The sequence below is a fragment of the Falsiroseomonas sp. genome (assembly GCF_051859025.1).
GTDB lineage: Bacteria > Pseudomonadota > Alphaproteobacteria > Acetobacterales > Acetobacteraceae > Falsiroseomonas.
In genome coordinates, this window is the sequence record NZ_JBHYGL010000023.1 from 235,941 (window position 1) to 256,731 (window position 20,791).

A 20,791-nucleotide genomic window follows, 5' to 3' on the forward strand; every position below is an offset into this window, starting at 1 on the left:
AGGGGATCGTAAGCCGCCCACCCCCACCGTCAATGCAGCATCACGCACTCAATTCCGGCAAATCGATCCAGCGCCTTTCGCGATCGCTGCGATAGCAGGCGTCGATCAATTGCAGCCCCTTCGCGCCGGCGATCAGCGGGGAAGGGAAGGGGGCATCCTCCGCGACATGGCGCAGGAACATCTCCCATCCACGGCGGTAACTGTTCGCGTAGGGCCCCATGTCCGGCACTTCCTGCCAGTGCTCGGCGTGCCGGTTGTCCACCAGCGCATCCACGTCCCAGCGAGGCTTCGGTGTTGCCGCCAGCGGCTGAACATGCGCGCGGTGCAGCGAACAGGTGGCGGATCCCATGGTCCCGTCCACCTTCACGGTCAGCATGTCCTCCCCCTTCACGCGTGTGGCCCAGGATGCGCTGACCTGCACCAGCACGCCGCCATCCAGTTCGAAGGTGGCGAAGGCCTCGTCCTCCACATCCACCGTGTAGGGGCGCCCCTTCTCATCCCGTCGTTCGGGGATGCGCGTCGCGATGCGGCAGGACACGCTGCGCACAGGGCCGAGCAGGCTTTCCACGATGTAGCGCCAGTGCGGAAACATATCGAGGACGAGTCCCCCGCCCTCCGCACGCCTGTAGTTCCAGCTCGACCGCTGCGCGGGATGCAACGCGCCGTCGAAGATCCACCACCCGAAGTCGAGCCGCGCCGACAGCACGCGCCCCAGCACCCCCGTCTCCATCACACTCTTCAGCTTCATGAAGCCGGGCAGGTAGATCTTGTCCTGCACCACGCCGTGCCTGACGCCGGCGGCATCCGCCGCGCTCGCGATCTCCAGCGCCTCCTCGACCGTGGAGGTGACAGGCTTCTCCAGATACACATGCTTGCCGGCGCCGATCGCGGCCAATGCGCGCTGGTGCCGCCCGCCGGTCGCGCTGACATCGAAGTAGATCGCATTGGCGGGATCGGCCAGGCAGGCGTCGCGATCCGTGCTCCATTCCAGCCCGCCATTCGCGGCGGCCAGCGCAGCCAGCTTTTCCGCATTCCGGCCGAGCAGCACCGGTTCCGGCATCAGGCGAGAGCCGTCAGCCAGCGCCAGCCCGCCATCGCGCCGCATCGCCATCAGCGATCGGCCGAGATGCTGGTTCGTCCCCAGCCGTCCTGTGACGCCGTCCATGATGATGCGGATGCTGCGCGTGGCCATGCCGTGTCCCCCGTTGATGGGGGACACGGTAGGAACGGCCGGCGCGTCCTGTCAAAGCAGGCTCAGTCGTAGCTGAGAGCCTGCGCCTTGCCGCCGAAGATGCGCCAGGCGAAGACGGTGTATGCCAGGATCACCGGCAGCACGAAGGCCGCGCCGGCCAGGATGATGGACAGGCTCTCCGGCGCGCTCGCCGCATCCCAGATCGTCAGGCGTTCCGGCACCACATAGGGGAAGAAGGACCAGGCCAGCCCTGCGAAGAACAGCAGGAACAGCCCGACCGCGCCCCAGAAGGGCAGCCGACGCAGCACGTCATTCGGCAGAGGCATGTGTCGCAGCAGCTGCGCCAGCCCCACCAGCAACGCCGCTGTCGCTGCCGGCAGCAGCGCCAGCAGGAACACCACCGGCATCTCGAACCACCGTGTCGCGATCCGTTCGCTCACCAGCGGCGTCACCGCAGAGACCAGCAGGATGCCGATGCCCAGAGGCCAGATCGCGCGACGGGCCCAGAGGATGGCGTGCCGCTGCAACTCGCCCTCGCAGCGCCAGATCATCCAGCAGGCGCCGATGAAGGCGTAGGCGATCGCCAAGCCGATCGCCGTCATGGCCGCAAAGCCGGTCGCCGCCCAGCCCTCAGCGAAGCCCAGCACATAGCGCCCCAGCATCCAGCCCTGCGCCAGCGCGGCACCCAGCGATCCTACGAAGAACCAACGGTCCCAGCGCCGCTTGCCGTGTTCGTCCGTGGCCTTGGCACGGAATTCGAAGGCCACACCACGCAGGGTCAGCGCCACCAGCATCACCGCAACGGGTAGGTAAAGCGCCGTCAGGATGATGCCATGTGCCACGGGGAAGGCCACCAGCAGAAGCCCTACCCCCAGCACCAGCCAGGTCTCGTTCGCATCCCAGAAGGGGCCGATGGCCGCGATCATGCGGTCCCGGTCGGGCTCCGCAGCCCGCGTCTCCAGCAGGATGCCCACGCCGAGGTCGAAGCCATCCAGCACGACATAGGCCAGGATCGACACGGCCATGAGGCCCGCAAAGATCACTGGCAGCCATTCCGCGGGAAGGAAGGGGGTCATGCCACCATCTCCCCCGGCGCGCTGCCGGGCTTCATCATCGAAGAGTCGGTCGCCTCCGCCATGCGGCCCTTCTTCGCCAGGCGGTAGATCGTGGTGATGTAGGCGCCGAGCAGCAGCACATAGAGCACGAGGTAGGTGACGAGGGTCGAGGCGATGGCCATGGCCGGCACCGGCCCCGCGGCCTGCGCGGTGGTCAGCACGCCCGTCACCAGCCAGGGCTGGCGGCCAATCTCCGTCACATACCATCCCGCCAGCGTCGCCACCCAGCCGCCGAAGGCCATCACGGCGAAACCGCGCATCAGCAGTACCGGCAGCGTGCCTCGCTTCCACAGGTACCAGGCGCCCGCCCAGCCCATGGCGATCATCAGCAGCCCCATCCCGACCATGACCCGGAAGGCGTAGAAGACCGGCGCCACTGGCGGGTGCTTGCCTTCGAAGTCATTGAGGCCCGGTACCACGCCCGCGGGGTCGTGCTTCAGGATCAGGCTGGCGCCGGAGGGGATCGCGATCTCGAAGCGGTTCGTGCGGTTGGCCTCGTCCGGGATGGCGAAAAGGATCAGCGGCACATGCCCGCGCGTTTCCCAATTGCCCTCCATCGCCGCAACCTTGGCCGGCTGGTGTTCCAGCGTGTTCAGCCCGTGCAGGTCTCCCACGAAGGCCTGCACCGGTGCGAGCACCGCGCCCATCACCACGCCGGTACGCAGCGCCGCCATCACCGCCGGCGCGCGATCCCCCTTCAGCCAGCGCCAGGCGGAGATGCCCGCCAGCAGGAAGGCGACCGTCAGCGCGCTCGCCATCAGCATATGCGTCAGGCGATAGGGCATGGAGGGGTTGAACACGATCGCCGCCCAGTCCACGGCATGGGCGACGCCATCGCGCATCTCATGCCCCTGCGGCGTGTGCATCCAGGAATTGAGGACGATGATCCAGAAGGCGCTCATCGTCGTGCCGAAGGCGACCAGGAAGGTGGCGCCCGTATGCACCCAGCCCGGCACGCGCCGGAAGCCGAAGAGCATGATCGCCAGGAACGTCGCTTCCAGGAAGAAAGCCGTCAGCACTTCATAGGCCAACAGCGGCCCGGCGATGTTGCCGACGCGCTCCATGAAGCCCGGCCAGTTCGTGCCGAACTGGAAGGACATGGTGATGCCGGACACGACGCCCAACGCGAAGGACAGTGCGAAGACCTTCACCCAGAAGCGGTAGGCATCCATCCACGCTTCATTGCGCGTGGCGTTGAAGCGCAGCTTGAAGAACAGCAGCACCCAGCCCAACGCGATGGTGATGGTCGGGAACAGGATGTGGAACGAGATATTGGCGGCGAACTGGATGCGCGCCAGCAGGATGGGATCCATGGCTCAACCTCCCTTGCGCGGCCGCACCAGGCCGACGACCTTGTCCTTCGCCTCCAGCAGCCGTGTCACCTTGGCGCCCAGCGCCAGCAAGGCTGCCAGACGTTCGGTTTCCAACCGCTTCACGTCCTCGTACCAATTGGTCAGGCGCTCGATCAGCCCGTGCATTTCCGCCATACGGGCCTGGGCGTGGCGCTCATCCTCACTGCCGGGCGTCTGCATCAGCAATTCGCGCAGAACGGAGAGCGTCGGGTCCACCTCCCGTTTCTTCCGCTCCTCCGCGAGGGTGCGGAGGATCAGCCAGACATCGTCGGGGGTTGTGAAGTAGTCGCGCCGGTCATCCGGGATGTGCTTCAGCAGCACCAGGTTCCATGCCTGCAATTCCTTCAGGCCCATCGATACGTTGGACCGGGAGACCCCCAGCGCCTCCACGATCTGTTCCGCATTCATGGGGGACGGGGACACGTAGAGCAGGGCGTATATCTGCCCCACCGTTCGGTTGATGCCCCAGCGACTGCCCATTTCGCCGAAATGGAGCACGAAGGACTGGACGAGCGGAGGAAGCTTCATGGCTGACCGTCATTTCAGGAATTTCTGAAATGGCGAATCATGCCGGAAATGTCAAGCTTCCCTGGCGCCCGCCCTCGGCTATTGCAGGTCGGGGTGCATCACCACTTGGCGGAAGGGATCGTAGCCGGAGGGGAAGTGCCCGGCGGGCTTCAGCCATTCATAGGGCTCCCGCTTCAGCCACCGCCCCTGGCCCTCATGGCCGAGGTATTGGCCGCGGTCATGCACCACCTGGCCGCGCAGCAGCGTCGTCTCCGCCCAGCCCGTCAGCACCATGCCCTCATAGGGTGTGTAGTCCACGGCGTGGTGCAGCCCGGCATTCGTCACTGGCGCCGTCCTGTCCCCATCCCACACCACCAGATCGGCATCGGCGCCGATGGCGACGGTGCCCTTGCGCGGATACAGCCCGAAGGCCCTGGCGGCATTGGTGGAGGACAGCGCGACGAACTCGCTCGGCGTGATGCGCCCCTTGGCGACGCCTTCCGACCACAGGATCGAAAGTCGCGTCTCGACGCCTGGAATCCCGTTCGGGATCTGGTCGACGTTGGGCTCCGTCCCCCAGCGCTTCTTCCCGTCGACCGCATCGAAATTCACTGGCGCGTGGTCGGAGGTGACGACATCGATCACCCCGCGCTTCAGATAGTCCCACAGCGACCCGCGTTCGGCGCTGCCGCGCGGCGCCGGGCCGAACACATACTTCGCCGCCTCGAATCCCGGCCGGTTCAGATCAGCGGCCGAGAGCGCGAGGTATTGCGTGCAGGTCTCCGCATGAACCCGCACACCGCGACGTTGCGCCACCTCAATCTCTGCCGCCGCTTCCGGCGCGCTGACATGGAAGATTTGGATCGGCGTATCGATCAGTTCCGCCAGCGACGCGATGCGATGCACCGCCTCCCGCTCCCCGATCGCGGGCTTCAGCACGGCCTGGTATTTGGGGTGCTTGAACCCACCCGCGGCCAGCTTCTCGCCGAGGTACTGGTGGATGCCCCAGTTCTCGGCGTGGACCGTCACCAGCGCGCCATGCTCCCGCGCCACTTCCATGACGCGCAGCAGCGCCAGGTCATCCAGCCAGTTTGTCTTCCCCGTCATGAAGACTTTCACGGATCGATGCCCCGCCGCGATCAGCGCCGGCAATTCGTCGTGCAGCACCGCTTCTGTCGGGTTCGTCACCCACAGATGAAACGCGTAATCCACCGCGCAGCGCGTCGCCCGTTCTGTGTAGGCGGGCACGATATCCGCGAGTGTCCCGTCCCGGGGTTGCAACGCGAAGGCGATGATGGTCGTGGTGCCCCCGCAGGCCGCGCTGCGCGTCGCGGTGAACAGATCGTCGGCATTCACCACGCCGCCGCTCATCCGCTGTTCCGCGTGGCAGTGGCTGTCGATGCCGCCCGGGATCACGAACTTCCCGCCAGCGTCCAGGCTCTCCCGCCCCTGCAATCCATGGCCGAGGGCCGCGATCACGCCGCCCTCGATGCCAATTTCCGCCCGGAAAACGTCGCTGGCGGTGACGATGATGCCGTTGCGGATGACGAGGTCATGCATGGTCGCTCAGCCCTTCCGCGCCAGGCGCGTCACGCGGTTGTCCCGGATTTCGGCCAGCAGGATGTTGCCCTTGCTGTCCTGCGCCAGCCCGTGCCCCGCATTCAGCACCGGCCTGCATCGGCCGATCAGCTTTCCCTCCGGCGATAGCCGCGTGAGGCGCGGGATCTGGTCGCTCACCAGAATGCACCCATCCGGTTCGACCACGATGCCCATGGGGTGGAACAGGTCCGTCGCTTCCCGGATGAAGGCGCCATCGGGATCGAAGAACTGGATGCGGTTGTTCTCCCGGTCGCAGACGATCACCTCCCCCTGCTTCCCGAAGGCCAGATCATGCGGCGTGGTGAATTCTCCCGCGCCCGCGCCCGGCGTGCCCCATGTCTTCAATAGCGTGCCGCCGGCGGAGAAGCGATGCACCACGGAATTGCCGTAGCCATCGGCCACATAGATGTCGCCATTCGGATGCGCCGCGGCATTGGCGGGATGGCTGAAGGGCCGCCCGGGCCGGTTCCGCTCCCCCAGCCGCAGCACCAGATCGCCGGCGGCATCCAGCACCTGGATCTCATGCCGGTCCCGATCCGCGACTAGCACCTCGCCCGCGGGCCCGATGGTGATGCCGTGCCCATCCGTCACGCCGGGCAGTTCAAGGCTGCGCAGCACGGACCCGTCCGGCGCCACCACCACGATCACCGGCAGGCCGGCGGGATCGCTGTAGCGATCGTAGCGCACCAGCACATGCGCATTGTCATCCGCATCCACCGCGACATCGGTGATGCGCCCGCCCTTGAAGGCCGCGCCCTCCAGCGCCCAGGGGCGCTCCACCTCGTACAGATCGTCGCCCAACCCGACGATCAGCTTCTCCTCGCGCATCACGCGACCCCCTTCGCATTCCGGCATCGCGCCCTCGCCTTTTCGGCAAGAAGCCGGCGGCATGGACACATCCGATACGCCAGTGATATGCTAGCTTCACGCCACGACGATACGCCCAATTCCCGTATCGCCATCCCGACGACAGATCGGATCGTGGTGAGGAACGCACAGTCTCCCGTCGCACCGTTGAACGAGGACTGGTCCCCATGCACGTCACCCGCCGCGCCGCGCTCGTCGCCCCGCTTGTCCTGGCTACGCCGCGCCTGGCGCTTGCCGCCTGGCCGGAGCGTCCCGTCACGCTCATCGTGCCCTTCGCCGCGGGCGGCGGCACTGACATCTCCGCCCGCGTCATGGCGCAGTATCTCGAACGCGACCTCGGCCAGCCCTTTGTCGTGCAGAACCGGCCTGGCGCCGGCGGTGCCATCGGCCTCGGCGCCCTCGCCGCCGCGACGCCGGATGGATACACGCTCGCCATCATCAACACCCCCGGCATCGTGACGATTCCCATCGAGCGCAATGCCGGCTGGACGATGGACAGCTTCACGTTCATCGCCGGCGTCGTCGATGATCCCGGCACCTTCTCCATCCACCCGGACAGCCCGATCCGGACGATGACGGACCTGGTCGAGGCCGCGAAGCGCGAGCCCCGCCGCGTCACCGTCGCGACCCAGGGCGTGGGTTCCGCCGGCCACATCAACACGCTGCTGCTGGAACAGGCGACGGGCGCGCAGCTGGAACCCGTGGTCTACCAGGGTGCCGCGCCCGCGGCGCTGGCGCTGCTGCGCAAGGAAGCCACCGTCGCCACCGCCAACCTTGGCGAGGCCCTGACCTTCGCCCGCAACCAGCCCTGGCGCACCCTGGGCGTCATGGCCGAAAGCCGCAACGCCATGGCCCCCGATGTGCCAACGCTGCGCGAAATGGGCATGGACATCCTCGGCGGCAGCCTGCGGGGCGTCGGCGGCCCGCGCGGCATGGCGCCCGATGTCGTCGCGCGACTTTCTGCCGCCATCGCCAGGGTTGTCGCCAACCCGGAATTCGTCAACACCAGCGAGCGCGCCTTCCAGCCGCTCCGCTACCTCAACGCCGCGGACTACGTCGCCTATCTCCGTGCCTCGGACGCCACGCACCGCGCCCTGTGGCGCACCCGCCCCTGGAACGTCTAGGCGCTGATCGAACGCACCTTCGCGGTCGCTGCCGATTGCAGCAGCGCCGCGTCATGCCCCGCCGATATCCAGCGGAAGCCCATCTCCTTCGCGCGGGTGAAATGCGCATCCTCCGTGATGCCGCCGATCCCCGGCACCTTGCCCGCCTCCCGGCACGCCGCCGCCACGCGGGCCGCTGCTTCCCACAGCACCGGATCCTCCTTCATCCCCGGCCGTCCGAGATCGGCGCTCAGATCCGACGCGCCGAGGAACAGCACGTCGATCCCCGGCACCGCCGCGATCGCCGCCGCATTCTCGACGGCCTGCCGCGTCTCGATGATCACCACCACCAGCGTCTCCGCCGCCAGCGCCGCCACCGCATCGCCCTGGCTGATCGCGCGCCTTCGGAAATGTGGGAACATCGGGGGCAGGGGCCTCCGTCCCTCCGGCGCGAAGCGCGTCGCCCGCGCCACGCCTTCCGCCTGCGCCACATCCTCGATCCGGGGGATCATCACGCCGAGCGCCCCCGCCGACAGCGCCTGGCCGATCGGGCCCGCCTGCGCATCCGGCAGGCGCATCAGCGGTGCGATGCCCGAATCTAGCGCCGCCAGCATGATCTCCCCCGCCGCATCGCCGCCGATCAGGTTATGCTCGCGGTCCAGCACCAGCGCGTCATACCCCGCCTGCGCCATGATGCGCGCGACATCGCCCGTCCGCGCCAGCTGCAGCGTCACGACCACCGCCGTTCCGCCCTGCGCCAGGCGTGCCTTCAACCCGTTGATCACCATGATGCGAAGCCTGCCGCCGGCGCGCGCGCGCGTCCACCCCGTCTTGCCGCCGCCGGCCTTGCATGGTCATGGTCACGCGAACACGGGAGAAGCCATCCTCATGACCGGCATGCCTGACGCCGCGGAAGTCGATCGCCGCCTGGCCGAGGTCCGCGCCAAGCGCGGCTACCTCCTTCCCCATCACGGCCTCCTCGCCATCGCCGCCCCCGCGCTTCTTGCGGGATACGATGCCGCCTACACCGCGCTGACCTTGACGCCGAGGACGATGGACGAACGGTCGAAGGAATTCGTCTGGCTCGCCGTCCTCGTCTCCACGGATGAGGCTCTGGCCACGCACCACATCGCCAAGTTCCGCAATGGCGGCGGCACGGATGCCGAGATCGAACTCGCTGTCCGCCTCGCCGCCTTCGCGGAAGGCGCCAGCCGCTTCGCCTTCGCTTCGGAGAAATGGGGCCACCATCTTCCCGCCTACAACCGGGAAGCCGCCTACCGCGCCGCGCTCGATGCCGCGCAGGCCGGCAGCACGATCCCCCGCGGCCTGGTGGAGATCACCCTCGCCGCCGTGCAGACCACGCGCCGCGCCTGGTGGGAATTGGCCGTCCATATCCGCGGCGCCTATTCGGAAGGCGTGCCGGAACTCGAACTGGCGGAGGGCCTCTCCTACGCCATGTTCCCCGGCAGCATCCCGAACTTCGTCGATGCCTGCGGCGTCTGGCAGGGCATGATCGAGCGTAACGAAGTCCCTGCCTCTGAATCCTTCCGCCTCTGGGGCGCGGAAGCCTCCCGCCAGAAGGGCTTCGGCTGATGCGCGCCATCGTCCCCCCCGGCATGGAGAACTTTCCCCAGTCGTCCGGCTACTCCCCCGGCATGATCTGCAACGGGTTCCTCTTCATGGCCGGCCAGCTTGGCCGCGACGCGCAGATGAACGTCATCCCCGACGCGGAGGCGCAATTCGCCCGCGCCTTCGAGAATGTCGGCCGCATCCTCACCGAGGCCGGCTGCACGGTGCGCGACATCGTGGACCTCACCACCTTCCATGTCGGCCTGCAGTCCCATATCGGTCTGTTCAAGCAGGTGAGGGATCGCTTCATGCAGGGCCACCAGCCCCCCTGGACCGCCATCGGGATCGTTGAACTCTCCCGCCCCGGCCTGCTGGTCGAGATCAAGGCGACCGCCCGCCTGCCGAACGCCTGAACAGGACGCGCCGCCCATGACCACGCCCCGCATCTTCCTCTTCGCCCCCGCCAATGTCGCCCGCCGGGCGGAAGGCGCGATGGCATCCGCCGCGGATGCCGCGATCCTGGACCTCGAGGACGCCGTTCCCCCGAACGAGAAGATCGCCGCCCGCGACGCCCTCGCACCCCTCCTTGCCACGCCCCGCAGCGGCACCGCGCTGCGCTATGTCCGCGTCAACGCCGCCACCACGCCGCTCTGCCTGGCCGACCTCCAGGCGGCGCTGGCCGCGGGGGCAGAGGGCATCGTCCTCCCCAAGGCCGACAATGCCGAGGATCTCGCCGCCTTCGCCTGGTCTTTCCGGCAGATCTGCGGCACGCTCGGCCGCGATCCCGCTGGCATCGAGATCCTTCCGATCGTGGAGACCGCCCGCGGCCTGGTGAACATCGCCCAGCTGCCCTGGCGCGCCTGCGGCATTACCCGCGTCGCGCTGGGCACGGTGGACCTGCTCGCCGATCTCGGCACCGGCGCATCGGATGCCGATGCCGCCATCCTCCACGCGCAGCGCCTCTGCGTCGCCGGCTCCCGCGCCGCGGGCCTGGCCGCGCCGATCGATGGCGTCCACCTCGACGTGAAGGACGCCACGGGCGCGGAGGCCGCGATGCGCGCCTCGCTCGCCATCGGCTTCGGCGGCAAACTCGCCATCCACCCCGCCCAGGTCCCGCCGCTCCGCGCCGGCCTGATTCCGCCCGCCGCCGAACTGGAATGGGCGAGGGAGGTGGACGCCGCCTACGCCGCCGCCCAGGCCAGCGGCAGCGGCGCCATCATCGTGCGCGGCAAGCTGGTGGATGAACCCGTGGCGAAGCGCGCCCGCGACCTCATCGCCATGGCGGGCGCCTGAAAGTCCTCTCCCCCCGCGGGGGGAGAAGGTTGGGTGAGGGGGGGCTCACGCAACCTCACCCCAGCTTCGGCAGGTCCACCCAGCGCCGCTCGGCCGCGCTCCGATACGCCGCTTCCGCCAGCTGCACGCCCTTCGCGCCCTCCGTCAGTGGATAGGGGAAAGGGGCGCCTTCCATCAGGTGGCGGATGAACTTCTCCCACCCCGCGCGGTAGCTGTTCACCATCCCCGTCGGCACGGGCACCGGCGTCCAATCGTCGAAGAAGCTGCGCGTCATCTTGATGGCGGCGGAGATGCCCTCCACCGGCGTCTGCTTCTCATCCTGGATCCAGCATTCATACGGGCCGCCCACGGCGGAGCCCTTGGTGCCATCCACCTGCACCTGGATGCCCGCGTCGCGCCGGACGCGCGTGGCCCATGAACAATTCACCGATGCCATGACGCCCTCCGCCAGTTCCAGCTTGGCGAAGACCGCGTCTTCCACATCCACCTCATAGGGTGCGCCATGCTCATCGCGCCGGCGGGGGATCTGCGTGCGTGCCACGGCGGAGACCGCCTGCACCTCTCCCACCAGATGATCCAGCATGTACCGCCAATGCGGGAACATATCGAGGATCAGGCCCCCGCCATCCTTCTGGCGATAGTTCCAGCTCGGCCGCTGGCCCGGATGCTCCTCCCCGTCCCAGATCCAGCGTCCCATCTCCAGCCGCACCTCCAGCAGCCGGCCGAGCACGCCGGAGCGGATGATGGATTGCAGCGTGGCGAAGCCCGGCAGGAACAGCTTGTCCTGCACCGTCCCGTGCTTCACGCCAGCCGCATCGGCCGCTGCCACCAGCGCCATCGCCGTCGGCACATCGGGGGCGATCGGCTTGTCCGTGTAGATGTGCTTGCCGGCCGCGATCGCGCGCTTCAGCACATCCACACGCCCGCCCGTGGCGCCGACATCGAAGAACAGCGTGTCCTCCGCATTCGCCAGCGCCGCACCCAGATCGTCCGTGAACCGATGAAACCCCGTCGCCTGCGCCACCGGCGCCAGGCGTTCCGCGGATCGCCCCACCAGGATCACATCCGGCATCACACGGTCGCCGTTGGACAGCGGCAGCCCGCCTTCCTCCCGCATCGCCACCAGCGCCGGCAGGTGCTGCCTGCGCGCCAATTCGCCCGTGGCGCCATTGAAGATGATGCCGAGCCTGCGCACAGCCATGCCGCTATCCCCTGGAAGAATCCCCGGCGGCGACGCTAGGCGAAGCATCCCCCGCCGTCCACGTGAGCCACCCAACTGAGCCACCGACGTGACGCTTCCCGCCGCCGCCGCGCGCCCCTATTGTTGCAACCATCGATACTGGCGGGGATCACCGCCTTCACGCAAAGATCGCGGCGCAGGCCGCAGGCGGGGTCCATGCTGCCGAGCGAGCTGTCAGGCAAATACGAGGCACGCGGCACGCTCGGCGCCGGCGCCATGGGCACGGTGGTCGAGGCCTTCGACCGCATGATCGAACGCCGCGTCGCCGTGAAGCTGGTGAAATTGCCTGGCGGTGGCGATGCTGAGGCCGAGGAAGCCCATGCCCGCTTCCGGCGGGAAGCCCAGGCCGCCGGCCGCCTCAGCCATCCCAACATCGTCGGCGTCTATGACTACGGGGAGAATGCCGACACCGCCTGGATCGTGATGGAGATGGTGGAGGGCGGCTCCCTCAAATCCATCATCGACCGCGGCGACCGCATGCCGGTGGCCGAGGTGGTGCGCCTGATGGAGGAGATCCTCTCGGCGCTGGCATATTCCCATGGCCGCGGCGTGGTGCACCGGGACATCAAGCCCGCCAACATCATGCTGGCGGGCGACCGGTCGGTGAAGATCGCGGATTTCGGCATCGCGCGGATCGAGAATTCCTCGATGACGCAGGTCGGCACCGTGATGGGCACGCCCGCCTACATGGCGCCCGAACAGCTGCGCGGCGAAGCCGTCGATGCCCGCGCCGATATCTGGGCCGCGGGCGTCGTGCTCTACCAACTGCTGACGGGGGAGAAGCCCTTCGAGGGCAACTACACCGCCCTGATGCACCGCGTCCTGAACACGGAGCCCCCGCCGCCGAGCCAGCTGGCCGTCAGCGCGCCGCGCGGCTTCGATGCCGTGCTGGCCCGTGCCTTGGCCAAGCGCCCCGATGACCGCTTCCCGAGCGCGAGCGCCTTCGCTGAGGCGATCCGAAACGCCGGCAGCGCGGAGGCCACCGGCTTCGGCTTCGGCGGCGCCGGCAAGCTGCCCGGCCTTGATGACGCGACCATGGTCGCCGCCCCATCCCGCGCGCCGGCGCCGCCACCCGCAGCCGCGCCCGCACCGATGCGCCCGGCTTCGGGCGGCACCTCCCCGGCGCTGATCGGCGGCGGCCTGGCGGTACTGGTCGCGGCCGGCGCCGCGGCCTTCTTCCTGATGGGCAAGGACCCGGCTCCGGCGCCCATCGCCAGCCTGCCCGCCGCCGCGAGCGAACCCGCGACGCCGACCCCGCCGCCCGCCGTCACGCCACCCGCCGTCACGCCACCGGCCCTGCCAGTTCAGGCCCCGGTGCCGGCCCCGGTACAGGCGCCGAGCCTGCCCGCCGCGCCGCCCGCGCCGCCGCCCGGCATCGTCACCCAGGCTGGCCCCCCCGCTGGCCCGCCCGCTGGCTCCCCCGCAGGCCCCTCGGCCGCGGCACCGCCGCCCCCCGGCCTTGGCGTGCTGGCCCCCCAGGCCGTCCCGCCGCCGGTCGCGGCCCCGGCCCCGGCGCCGCTGCCGGTCCAGGCACCCGTGGCCCCACCGCTGGCGAGCGCCCCGCTGCCCGCCGCCCAGCCGCCCGCCACCCAGCCGCCCGCCGCCCCGCAACCCGCGGCCCAGCCGGCGCCGCAACCTGCGCCGGTCGCCGCGGCGCCCCAACCCGCCCCGCAGCCCGCTTCCCAAGCAGCCCCTGCCAGGCCGGCCGCGGAGAACCCGCCCGGCCCCGTCATCGCGGCCCTGCCGACCCCCTCGCCGTCGCCCGCGCAACCAGCGCCCCAGCCGGCCGCGCCCCTTCCCGCCGCTTCGCCCGTGGCCCCGCGCGTGGATTTCCGCGCCGCCGCCCAGGCCGCCGCTTCCGCCGCGCCCTGCAGCCTGCTGGACGGCACATTCACCGACCAGGCGGTCAGTGTATCCGGCGTGCTGCGCCGGGGAGGGGATGCGCAGATCCGCCGCGTGCTGGCGGACCGGGGCGTGCCGTCCAGCGCCGCCACGCTCAGCCTGCAATCCTTCGATGGGCCCTATTGCGGCGCGCTCGACATGCTGCGCCAGGTTGCTGCCCCGGCCGGCGCCGCGCCGCGCGTGCAGATCGCCGGCACGCAGCCCCTGCAGCACGCCGACCTGCTGCGGCTGGACGTGCAGATGCCCGACCGGGCCAGCTACCTCTACGTCAGCTACATCATGAAATCGAACGAGATCGTCCACCTCGTTCCCTCCCAGCCCCAGGGTGCCGGGGCGCGGGTCCGCCTCGGCGATCCCCGTCCCGGCTTCCCGGGGTGGGAGGTGGATGAGCCCTATGGCACGGACCTCATCGTCGTCTTCGCCTCCGAACGCCCGCTGTTCCCCCAGCCGCGCCCGGTGATCGAATCCCTGGACGACTACCTGGCCGCCCTCGGCACCGCGCTGCGCGACGCCCGCACGCAGAACAGCGCAGTGGCGGCGAGGGCGGTGGTGGTGGAGACCGTGCAGCGCCGCTGAGCGGGAGGAAACTCTCGCATTCCGCTGCGGATTCCTGGTATGTTCTGGGGGCCGGCGGGCGATCCGCGCCCGGTATCGGCGGGAGAGGTCCTGAAACCCTGCTAAAACGACTAAAAGGGCTAAATGCCCTTTAGGAATCCCGGAAGTTTTTCAGTAATTCTAATGGGTTGAGCCGGACCGGGCGATCCGGCTTTCAGAATCTAAACCCACTAAAGGCGTTGAGTGCCTCCGTGGTCACACCCCGGCCCCTCAGTCCAAACCCGGCGCCCCCCGCCGCATCAGCGCCCGCATCCGCTCCACCTGCTCCGCCGGCAGCCCGAGATGCGTGGGGCTGAAGAAGCGAGGGTCGGGCGTGTGCAGCAGATAGGCCTGCGCCTCGTCCAGCATCACCTCCTCATTCCCCCGGTCATACTGTTCGCGGGCGAGGAATTGCCGGAAGGCCTCGCGCTCCGCCTCCGTGAAGCCTTCCCGCCAGACCCGGCGGATGTGCTCGGCATAGGCGGGGCGGGTGGCGAAGTAGCCATGGCTCAGCTCGTGCCGCAGCACGCTGGCCCGCGCGCCGTCATCCATCAGCGGGCCGGGTGCGGCCATGGAGATCAGGGCGATCTCCCGCTCCCGCGGCAGCAGGCCCCGGGCCAGGCGGAACTGGGCTTCCACCCAGGCCTCCTCCGGGGACAGCGCCAGGCCGTCCCGCGCCGCCAGGGCGAAGAAGCGCTCCAGCTCCGCGCCCCGGTAGTTGTGGCCGTAGTAGTAGGTGGCGGGGGTATCCCCCGCGCGAGCAATGGCGGCGGCCATCTCCGCCGGCGTCAGCACGCGGTCGCGAGGCAGCCCGGCCTTCTCCACCAGCGCCGCCACCCGGTTCAGTGCCGCGCCCTGCTGGTCGAGGCTCGGGAAGTCCAGCACGAAGACCGCCGTCTCCTCCGCCAGGCGCAGCATGGCCGGGGCCGCCGCGCGATGCGCCAGGATCGCGGCCAGGTCCATCAGCACGGGCATGCGGGAGAGGCGCGAGGGCGCCTCCGCGGGCGGCGCCTGGGCCGCGACCTGGGGCGGCGGGGTGGCCGCCACCGGGGGTGCCACCGGGGGTGCCACGGGGGGCGTGACCGGCGGGGCCGTGGCCGGGGCGGGCGTTTCCGTTGCCGGCGCCACCCAGGCCCACCAGGCAGCGCCCGCCACGCCGCCCACCGCCAGCACGCCGGCGACGGCCAGCGCCATCGGCCCGCGCCGCCGCGGGGCGGGCTGCGGCGCGGGCGCCGGGCTGCCCCAGGCGATGGCGGCCGGTTCGGGGGGCACCGGGCGCCGGGGCGTCAGGCGGACGGTCTCGTCATCGGCAGGTCCGCTCATGGTACCTCTCCGCCCGGCTGGCGTCAGTCGTCCAGGTTGATCACCTGCACGCGGCGGTTCCGGGCCTCGTCCCAGCCATCGGGAGTCGGCACCAGCAGCCTGGTCTCGCCGAGGCCCACCGCCTCCAGCCGCGCGGGCGCGACGCCGTGCTTGGCCACCAGGTAGCCCCGCACCGCCTCAGCGCGGCGTTCGGACAGGCGCTGGTTGCTGGCGGCATCGCCCACGCTGTCGGTATGGCCCTCGATCCGGAAGCGGAAGGGCGCGAGGTCCGGGGATGACAGTGCCCGGCCGAGCGGCGCCAGCGTCGCCTCCGCCTGCGGTGTCAGGTTGGCGGAGCCACTCGGGAAGGTCACGGTAATGGACACGGCCGCGACCCCCGCCGGCGCCGTGGTCCCGGGCGCCACCGCAGCGACCGGCGGCGGGGCAACCGGTGGCTTACCGGCATCGGGGGACGCGACGGCTGCCGGGGGTTCCGCGGTGGCGCCAGGCGCCACGGCCGCCGGTGCCACCGGGCTGGCCGGCGCCGTCGCATCGGCCGGCGCGGGTAGGCGGATGCCGCGGGTGCGGGGCCGCAGCTGCTCGATCAGTTGCAGCGCCGCCGGGTCGTTCTGCGCCATCGCCGGCGCCGGCAGGCCGATGCCAAGGCCGGAGGCCAGCAGCATCCCGGCCAGGGGAAGGGGAGCGTAGCGCATCGATGGTCTCCTCAAGGGGGCGGCGCCGTGGCGCCGTGCAGGCAGGGGGGTGCGCAAAGGCGGTCAGGTGGAGCGGAAGCGGTCATGCAATGCCCATGGCGCGCCACAGCGGCCAGCGTTGCCGCAGCACGCCCAGGACCGCTTCCTGCACGCCGGCCAGGGCTTCCGGCGGCGGTGTCGGGCCGGGTGGCACCAGGCGGTCCATCAGGGCCGGCACGTCCACCGCGCCATCGGGCCCCGGCGGGTGCTGCGCCATCAGCGTGGCCACCGCGACCTCCAGCGGGTCCGCGAACAGCCCGCCGCCCAGGACGGGGGTCGCCAACGCTAGGCGCGAGCCTTCGCCGGCCAGCGGGCTGACGCCATGCGGTGCCAGGCGGCGCATGGAGGCCGCGTTCATCCGCCGCGCGGCCGCCACGCTGTCGGCCGTCACCGCGCCGGGGTGCTGCCACATCGGCATCGCCACATGGCTGCCGACCAGCATCGCCAGCGTTTCCTGCGGCGTGGCGCCGCCGCAGCCCGGCAAAGCACGCAGCGCGGCGATGGTCTGCGGCCCCTGCAGCAGGGCTTCCCGCATCGGGCCGATGATGTGCGGCGGCAGGGCCGCTTCGCCGGCCTGTGCCACCAGCTTCACCTCGCCCTGCCTGAGGCTGGTGGGCAGCAGCGTGATCGCATCCGACGCGGCTTCCGCGCCTACGCGCCGGATGCCGCGGACATAGACATCCCGTCGGAAGGCCCGTGGCACGCAGAGATCGGTGATCAGCTCCCGCGCCGCCTGGTCCGGTGCCTCCCGCCACAACGCCTGCTGCCCGCCAGACAGCGTCATGGAGGGAAAATTCTCGGACAGGGTGGCGCTGCCCGCGTATTCGCAGCGCGCACTCCCCATCGCCGCGGCCACATCGGCGAAGAAGGCCGGGCGCCAATGCTCGGTGGCGAATTCATGCAGCAGGTAGCCGGGGCGGGCATCGCCCATCTCCCCCATCAGCATGCTGCGCCAGACGGAGGGCAGCAGGTTCCGCGCTTCCGCCGCCACCAGCCGCTCCACCTGCGCCCGCGCCGCGCCGAAGGCATCGCTGCCAAGGGGGGCGCTGCCAGGGGGGGCGTTGGCCAGCATGCTGCGCACCAGCCGCCACAGTGCCAGCCCCGTGGCGGCGCCTGGCATGGCGTTGTAGGTCATCAGCACCACGCCGCCGGGCTGCAGCCGGCGGCGCAGCAGGCGCAGCACGCCGTCCCGCACCCGGTCATCCACCCAGGACCAGAGGCCATGGACCAGCACCAGGTCGAAGGCGGGCAGCGCCTCCAGCGCCGGCCCGTCCAGCTCCGCCAGGTCCGTCTCCTCGAACCGCACGTTGGACAGGCCGGCTTCGGCGGCGAAGGACCGCGCTTCCGCGATGTGGGCCGGGTTGTAGTCGAAGCCGATCACCTCGGCCGCCGGGCAGCCGGCCGCCAGCACATTGGCGCTGTAGCCGCTGCCGCAGCCGATCTCTGCGATGCGCAGCGGCGTCTCCGGCCCCACCTCCCACGCCACGCCCATCATCGCGAGCGTCGCGCGCAGATGGGCGGGGGATTGGAAGCCGTGCCAGGCGGGCGGGTAGGGCTCCGCCACGGGATAGCCGCGGGACCAGGCGGCCGGGGTGCTCATGCGGACATGCTCTCCGTCTCGGGGGCGGGCGCCACCGGCCCCAGCATCGCTTCCGCCGCGTCGCGCCGGCGGGGGTGGGGGCTGGTCATCCAACTGGTCCAGCCGAGCCGCGCGCCCGTGGCACCGCCCAGCGCCAGCGGCGGCACCGCCCCCGCCGCCAGGATGGGGTTGAAGGCGAAATCCTGTTCCAGGCCGAGCTGCAGCCGCACCAACTCCACCAGCCGCCCATGCAGGGGCGATCCCGGCAGCAGCGCCCGGAACTGCGCCAGGCTCAGCGGCCCGAACTCCACCAGGAACCGCGCGCTTGGGTCCCAGATCTGCGCGCCGGCCACGGCATCGACGCCCAGCTGGCCGCCGCCACCCATCCGGCCGAGGCGCGGCAGCCGCGACTGCTCCGTCGGCGGCAGCCGGACCCAGCCGCCGGCGAATTCGACGATCCGCACCGCCATGCCGGATTCTTCCGCCAGCAGGCCGCGCAGCCGTTCCGCGCTGCGGCTGCGGGAGGCGAGGGCACCGGCGTGGTGGAGCAGCGCCGGCAGCGGCGTCGCCAGCCGCGCCACCAGATGCGGCGTGCCGAGCCCCGCCGCCGCCGCCAGCACCGTCTCCGCCGGCACCGGGTTGCGGGCGGGCCGGTACTTGGCGCCGGCCTTGACGAACAGCCCGGTGAAGCGCCGTGCCAGGAGATCCAGGAAGCGGTGCAGTGCCGTGGACCGCCGCCGCGCCTCCGCCGCCACCAGCGCCGTGTAATGCCGCGGCAGCACGCCGCCCGGGCCGATCAGGCCGAAGGTGGGGGAGGTGATCTGCCGCTCCTCCGGCACCGCCGCCGAAACCTCTCCGCCCGGCGCGCCGAGCCGGGGGCTGGTGCGGAAGTCGATCTCCGTCGGGTCCCGCCCCGGCGCGACGATGGCGGCCGCCTGGTCCAGGCTGAACCGCGCCGGTTCCCGTTTCAGGCGATCGAGGGGCGAGGGTTCGGTCACAGCAGCACCCGCGTCCCGCTGCGCGCCGGCCAGGCCGCCACGCTGCCGCCGCGCCCGCGCAGCACCGCGCCGGACCGGACGAAGGCATTGACCGAGACCTGCAGCGCCAGGAAACGCTCCAGCACCCCCGCCAGCAGGAACAGCCCGCCCGCCGTCCAGGCCTGGGGTTCGAAGGTCATCGTGATGTCGAGCCCGCGCGCGAAGCTGCCCGGGCGCACCCCCGGCAGCCGCGCCACGCCCGGCCTCGCCTGGACGGACACCAGGCCATCCAGCGCCAGCCTTGTCTCCGCCGTGTCCCGCAGATCGTGCAGGCGCATCATCTCCCGCAGCGCCATCGCCGCTTCCGCACCACCCGTGACGCCGAGGTGGTTGAGCGCGAGGTGGGAGACGAGCCGCCAGCCGCTGCGTTCCCGCAATTGCGGCCGGAGAGTCGGCGTAGGCGGAGACAGGCATTCAGCGCCCGCCGCCGGCGCGGTGGGGTCGGTGATCCGCAGCCGCGGCTGGCCGCCGCCGAAGGGCAGCAGCGAAGGCAGGTCCCGGTTGCAGCACAGCGCATCCACGCCCAGCACGCCATCGCCTGGCAAAGCGGGGTCGAAATGCGGATCGCGCAGCATCAGCCGCGTTTCGCTGCCGCCCAGCACGCCGGGCGCGGGCCGGCGTGCCGCGATCCAGTGGACACCAGGCGCGGCGCTGTCGGCGCCTTCCTCATGCCGCAGGCGGTGGAAGGCGGGCACGCGCTTCGGGCGGGGATCCTCCGGCCGGCTCAGCCGCACCGTCTCCACCGCATAGACCTCCAGCGCCGCCGGGCGCCTGGCATCCGGCACCACCAGCCAGTCGCTCTGCGTCCCATCCAGCGCGATCGGCTCGCAGGCTTGGCGGAACAGGTTCACCGCCGGCGTGCAGCCCAGCGCGATGTGCTCGGCGGAGACGCTCCGCTCCAGCTCCGCCACCGCGCGCGAGAGGTAGATGAACACCTCCATCCGCCCGCTCCGCTGCACCAGGCTGCGCGCCTCCAGCCCCTCCAGCTCCAGGTAGAGGAACTTCTCGGGGAAGGCGAAATACTCGGTCAGCAGGCGATGGCCGGTGAAGGCGCGGGGCGGCCAGGGAAGCGCGGCCTCCTCCGGCTCGAACCCCGCATGGCGCAGGCATTCGCGTGGCAGCAGGGTGGGGCGCGGATCGCCCGGCCCATCCGCCAGCGCGATCCCGACGGTGGAAGTGCAGAGCAGTTCCAGCAACTGCGTCGGCAGCGGCGCGGCGCCGCGCAGGTGCAGCCGCAACCGGTCCAGCCCCGTCGCCGCGATGGGCAGGTCCGGGATGGTGGTCGCCAGGGTCAGCCGCAGCACCGCGACCGCCCCCGCCGCCTGCGGATTGGGCGGCGCCGGCAGCGGCAGGCCCGACAGGCGCGCGGCCTCCACCATGATGGGCCACAGCGTCACGTCATGGCAGGTGCGATAGGTCAGGCGTTCGCCGCGTACCGGCTCCGTCTCGACGGTCGTGCCGCGCGGCACGCGGGATGCGCCGGTCGCTTCCGGCTTGGCCAGCAGCCGCAAGGTGGTCAGCGACGGCACCGGCGCCAGCAGATGCGGGCAGAGCAGTTCCAGCAGCGCATCCGTCAATTCGGGCAGTTCGTCATCCAGCCGGTGCTGCACCCGCGCGGCCAGGAAGGCGACGCCTTCCAGCAGGCGCTCCACATGCGGGTCGTCCACCGCATCCGGCGTCATGCGCAGGCGGCCCGCGACCTTCGGGTTCGCTTCCGCGAATTCGCCCGCCAGGCGGCGGATGGCGGCGAGTTCCCTGTTGTAGAAGGGAAGAAGATCGTCCGACATC

Annotated in this window: 18 protein-coding genes; 5 read left to right on the plus strand and 13 right to left on the minus strand. The window is 70.7% G+C overall.

Going from position 1 to position 20,791, the window contains the following annotated elements:
* Positions 1 to 40: 40 nt before the first annotated feature.
* The 6 genes from ACTIE5_RS19280 to ACTIE5_RS19305 form a co-directional block, all read right to left on the minus strand.
* On the minus strand, positions 41 to 1,192 hold the full coding sequence (locus ACTIE5_RS19280; RefSeq protein ID WP_439551338.1) for a Gfo/Idh/MocA family protein: 1,152 nt from the start codon (positions 1,190 to 1,192) through the stop codon (positions 41 to 43).
* A gap of 62 nt (positions 1,193 to 1,254) precedes the next feature.
* Entirely contained in the window at positions 1,255 to 2,268 is a 1,014-nt protein-coding gene (locus ACTIE5_RS19285; RefSeq protein ID WP_439551339.1) for a cytochrome d ubiquinol oxidase subunit II, read from the minus strand.
* Entirely contained in the window at positions 2,265 to 3,620 is a 1,356-nt protein-coding gene (locus tag ACTIE5_RS19290) for a cytochrome ubiquinol oxidase subunit I (RefSeq protein ID WP_439551340.1), read from the minus strand. The genes ACTIE5_RS19285 and ACTIE5_RS19290 overlap by 4 nt, the downstream gene beginning before the upstream one ends.
* Positions 3,621 to 3,623: 3 nt before the next feature.
* Entirely contained in the window at positions 3,624 to 4,187 is a 564-nt protein-coding gene (locus tag ACTIE5_RS19295) for a GbsR/MarR family transcriptional regulator (RefSeq protein WP_439551341.1), read from the minus strand.
* 78 nt (positions 4,188 to 4,265) lie between these two features.
* Positions 4,266 to 5,726 (minus strand): dihydropyrimidinase, encoded by a 1,461-nt coding sequence (hydA, locus tag ACTIE5_RS19300; protein ID WP_439551342.1) that lies wholly within the window; start codon positions 5,724 to 5,726, stop codon positions 4,266 to 4,268.
* Positions 5,727 to 5,732: 6 nt separating this feature from the next.
* On the minus strand, positions 5,733 to 6,593 hold the full coding sequence (locus ACTIE5_RS19305; protein ID WP_439551343.1) for a 6-bladed beta-propeller: 861 nt from the start codon (positions 6,591 to 6,593) through the stop codon (positions 5,733 to 5,735).
* Positions 6,594 to 6,799: 206 nt separating this feature from the next.
* Here ACTIE5_RS19305 and ACTIE5_RS19310 point away from each other — a divergent pair, with 206 nt between their 5' ends.
* The gene (locus ACTIE5_RS19310; RefSeq protein WP_439551344.1) at positions 6,800 to 7,756 is read left to right on the plus strand and encodes a tripartite tricarboxylate transporter substrate binding protein; all 957 of its coding nucleotides are present in this window, start codon (positions 6,800 to 6,802) and stop codon (positions 7,754 to 7,756) included.
* On the opposite strand, the gene ACTIE5_RS19315 is transcribed toward ACTIE5_RS19310, so the two are convergent.
* The gene (locus ACTIE5_RS19315) at positions 7,753 to 8,523 is read right to left on the minus strand and encodes an HpcH/HpaI aldolase family protein (RefSeq protein ID WP_439551345.1); all 771 of its coding nucleotides are present in this window, start codon (positions 8,521 to 8,523) and stop codon (positions 7,753 to 7,755) included. The two genes, ACTIE5_RS19310 and ACTIE5_RS19315, sit on opposite strands and share 4 nt — an antisense overlap.
* Before the next feature lie 100 nt (positions 8,524 to 8,623).
* On the opposite strand from ACTIE5_RS19315, the gene ACTIE5_RS19320 reads away from it, so the two are divergent.
* From ACTIE5_RS19320 to ACTIE5_RS19330, 3 genes are read left to right on the plus strand one after another with little or no spacing between them, the layout of a single operon-like run.
* On the plus strand, positions 8,624 to 9,328 hold the full coding sequence (locus ACTIE5_RS19320) for a carboxymuconolactone decarboxylase family protein (RefSeq protein ID WP_439551346.1): 705 nt from the start codon (positions 8,624 to 8,626) through the stop codon (positions 9,326 to 9,328).
* Entirely contained in the window at positions 9,328 to 9,717 is a 390-nt protein-coding gene (locus ACTIE5_RS19325) for a RidA family protein (protein ID WP_439551347.1), read from the plus strand. Before ACTIE5_RS19320 ends, ACTIE5_RS19325 begins: the two co-directional genes overlap by 1 nt.
* A gap of 16 nt (positions 9,718 to 9,733) precedes the next feature.
* Positions 9,734 to 10,597: an HpcH/HpaI aldolase/citrate lyase family protein gene (locus tag ACTIE5_RS19330; RefSeq protein ID WP_439551348.1), complete on the plus strand. Its 864-nt coding sequence runs from the start codon at positions 9,734 to 9,736 to the stop codon at positions 10,595 to 10,597.
* 55 nt (positions 10,598 to 10,652) lie between these two features.
* Here the strand turns inward: ACTIE5_RS19330 and ACTIE5_RS19335 are convergent, their stop codons facing one another.
* The gene (locus ACTIE5_RS19335) at positions 10,653 to 11,798 is read right to left on the minus strand and encodes a Gfo/Idh/MocA family protein (protein WP_439551349.1); all 1,146 of its coding nucleotides are present in this window, start codon (positions 11,796 to 11,798) and stop codon (positions 10,653 to 10,655) included.
* 195 nt (positions 11,799 to 11,993) lie between these two features.
* Here ACTIE5_RS19335 and ACTIE5_RS19340 point away from each other — a divergent pair, with 195 nt between their 5' ends.
* Entirely contained in the window at positions 11,994 to 14,315 is a 2,322-nt protein-coding gene (locus tag ACTIE5_RS19340) for a serine/threonine-protein kinase (RefSeq protein ID WP_439551350.1), read from the plus strand.
* Positions 14,316 to 14,564: 249 nt separating this feature from the next.
* Here ACTIE5_RS19340 and ACTIE5_RS19345 read toward each other — a convergent pair whose 3' ends face one another.
* The 5 genes from ACTIE5_RS19345 to tssF form a co-directional block, all read right to left on the minus strand.
* Positions 14,565 to 15,656 (minus strand): hypothetical protein, encoded by a 1,092-nt coding sequence (locus tag ACTIE5_RS19345; protein WP_439551351.1) that lies wholly within the window; start codon positions 15,654 to 15,656, stop codon positions 14,565 to 14,567.
* 23 nt (positions 15,657 to 15,679) lie between these two features.
* Entirely contained in the window at positions 15,680 to 16,348 is a 669-nt protein-coding gene (locus ACTIE5_RS19350; RefSeq protein WP_439551352.1) for an OmpA family protein, read from the minus strand.
* An 82-nt stretch (positions 16,349 to 16,430) separates the two neighbouring features.
* Positions 16,431 to 17,987: a class I SAM-dependent methyltransferase gene (locus ACTIE5_RS19355; RefSeq protein ID WP_439551353.1), complete on the minus strand. Its 1,557-nt coding sequence runs from the start codon at positions 17,985 to 17,987 to the stop codon at positions 16,431 to 16,433.
* Positions 17,984 to 18,964 (minus strand): type VI secretion system baseplate subunit TssG, encoded by a 981-nt coding sequence (gene tssG, locus ACTIE5_RS19360; RefSeq protein ID WP_439551354.1) that lies wholly within the window; start codon positions 18,962 to 18,964, stop codon positions 17,984 to 17,986. The genes ACTIE5_RS19355 and tssG overlap by 4 nt, the downstream gene beginning before the upstream one ends.
* Complete coding sequence (tssF, locus tag ACTIE5_RS19365) at positions 18,961 to 20,790, minus strand: type VI secretion system baseplate subunit TssF (RefSeq protein WP_439551355.1); 1,830 nt, start codon at positions 20,788 to 20,790, stop codon at positions 18,961 to 18,963. Before tssF ends, tssG begins: the two co-directional genes overlap by 4 nt.
* Position 20,791 lies beyond the last annotated feature (1 nt).

Bases quoted from the DNA above. Each gene is read 5' to 3' on its own strand.
- ACTIE5_RS19280 (WP_439551338.1), bottom strand. From the start codon at position 1,192: ATGGCCACGCGCAGCATCCGCATCATCATGGACGGCGTCACAGGACGG.
- ACTIE5_RS19285 (WP_439551339.1), bottom strand. From the start codon at position 2,268: ATGACCCCCTTCCTTCCCGCGGAATGGCTGCCAGTGATCTTTGCGGGC.
- ACTIE5_RS19290 (WP_439551340.1), bottom strand. From the start codon at position 3,620: ATGGATCCCATCCTGCTGGCGCGCATCCAGTTCGCCGCCAATATCTCG.
- ACTIE5_RS19295 (WP_439551341.1), bottom strand. From the start codon at position 4,187: ATGAAGCTTCCTCCGCTCGTCCAGTCCTTCGTGCTCCATTTCGGCGAA.
- hydA (WP_439551342.1), bottom strand. From the start codon at position 5,726: ATGCATGACCTCGTCATCCGCAACGGCATCATCGTCACCGCCAGCGAC.
- ACTIE5_RS19305 (WP_439551343.1), bottom strand. From the start codon at position 6,593: ATGCGCGAGGAGAAGCTGATCGTCGGGTTGGGCGACGATCTGTACGAG.
- ACTIE5_RS19310 (WP_439551344.1), top strand. From the start codon at position 6,800: ATGCACGTCACCCGCCGCGCCGCGCTCGTCGCCCCGCTTGTCCTGGCT.
- ACTIE5_RS19315 (WP_439551345.1), bottom strand. From the start codon at position 8,523: ATGGTGATCAACGGGTTGAAGGCACGCCTGGCGCAGGGCGGAACGGCG.
- ACTIE5_RS19320 (WP_439551346.1), top strand. From the start codon at position 8,624: ATGACCGGCATGCCTGACGCCGCGGAAGTCGATCGCCGCCTGGCCGAG.
- ACTIE5_RS19325 (WP_439551347.1), top strand. From the start codon at position 9,328: ATGCGCGCCATCGTCCCCCCCGGCATGGAGAACTTTCCCCAGTCGTCC.
- ACTIE5_RS19330 (WP_439551348.1), top strand. From the start codon at position 9,734: ATGACCACGCCCCGCATCTTCCTCTTCGCCCCCGCCAATGTCGCCCGC.
- ACTIE5_RS19335 (WP_439551349.1), bottom strand. From the start codon at position 11,798: ATGGCTGTGCGCAGGCTCGGCATCATCTTCAATGGCGCCACGGGCGAA.
- ACTIE5_RS19340 (WP_439551350.1), top strand. From the start codon at position 11,994: ATGCTGCCGAGCGAGCTGTCAGGCAAATACGAGGCACGCGGCACGCTC.
- ACTIE5_RS19345 (WP_439551351.1), bottom strand. From the start codon at position 15,656: ATGAGCGGACCTGCCGATGACGAGACCGTCCGCCTGACGCCCCGGCGC.
- ACTIE5_RS19350 (WP_439551352.1), bottom strand. From the start codon at position 16,348: ATGCGCTACGCTCCCCTTCCCCTGGCCGGGATGCTGCTGGCCTCCGGC.
- ACTIE5_RS19355 (WP_439551353.1), bottom strand. From the start codon at position 17,987: ATGAGCACCCCGGCCGCCTGGTCCCGCGGCTATCCCGTGGCGGAGCCC.
- tssF (WP_439551355.1), bottom strand. From the start codon at position 20,790: ATGTCGGACGATCTTCTTCCCTTCTACAACAGGGAACTCGCCGCCATC.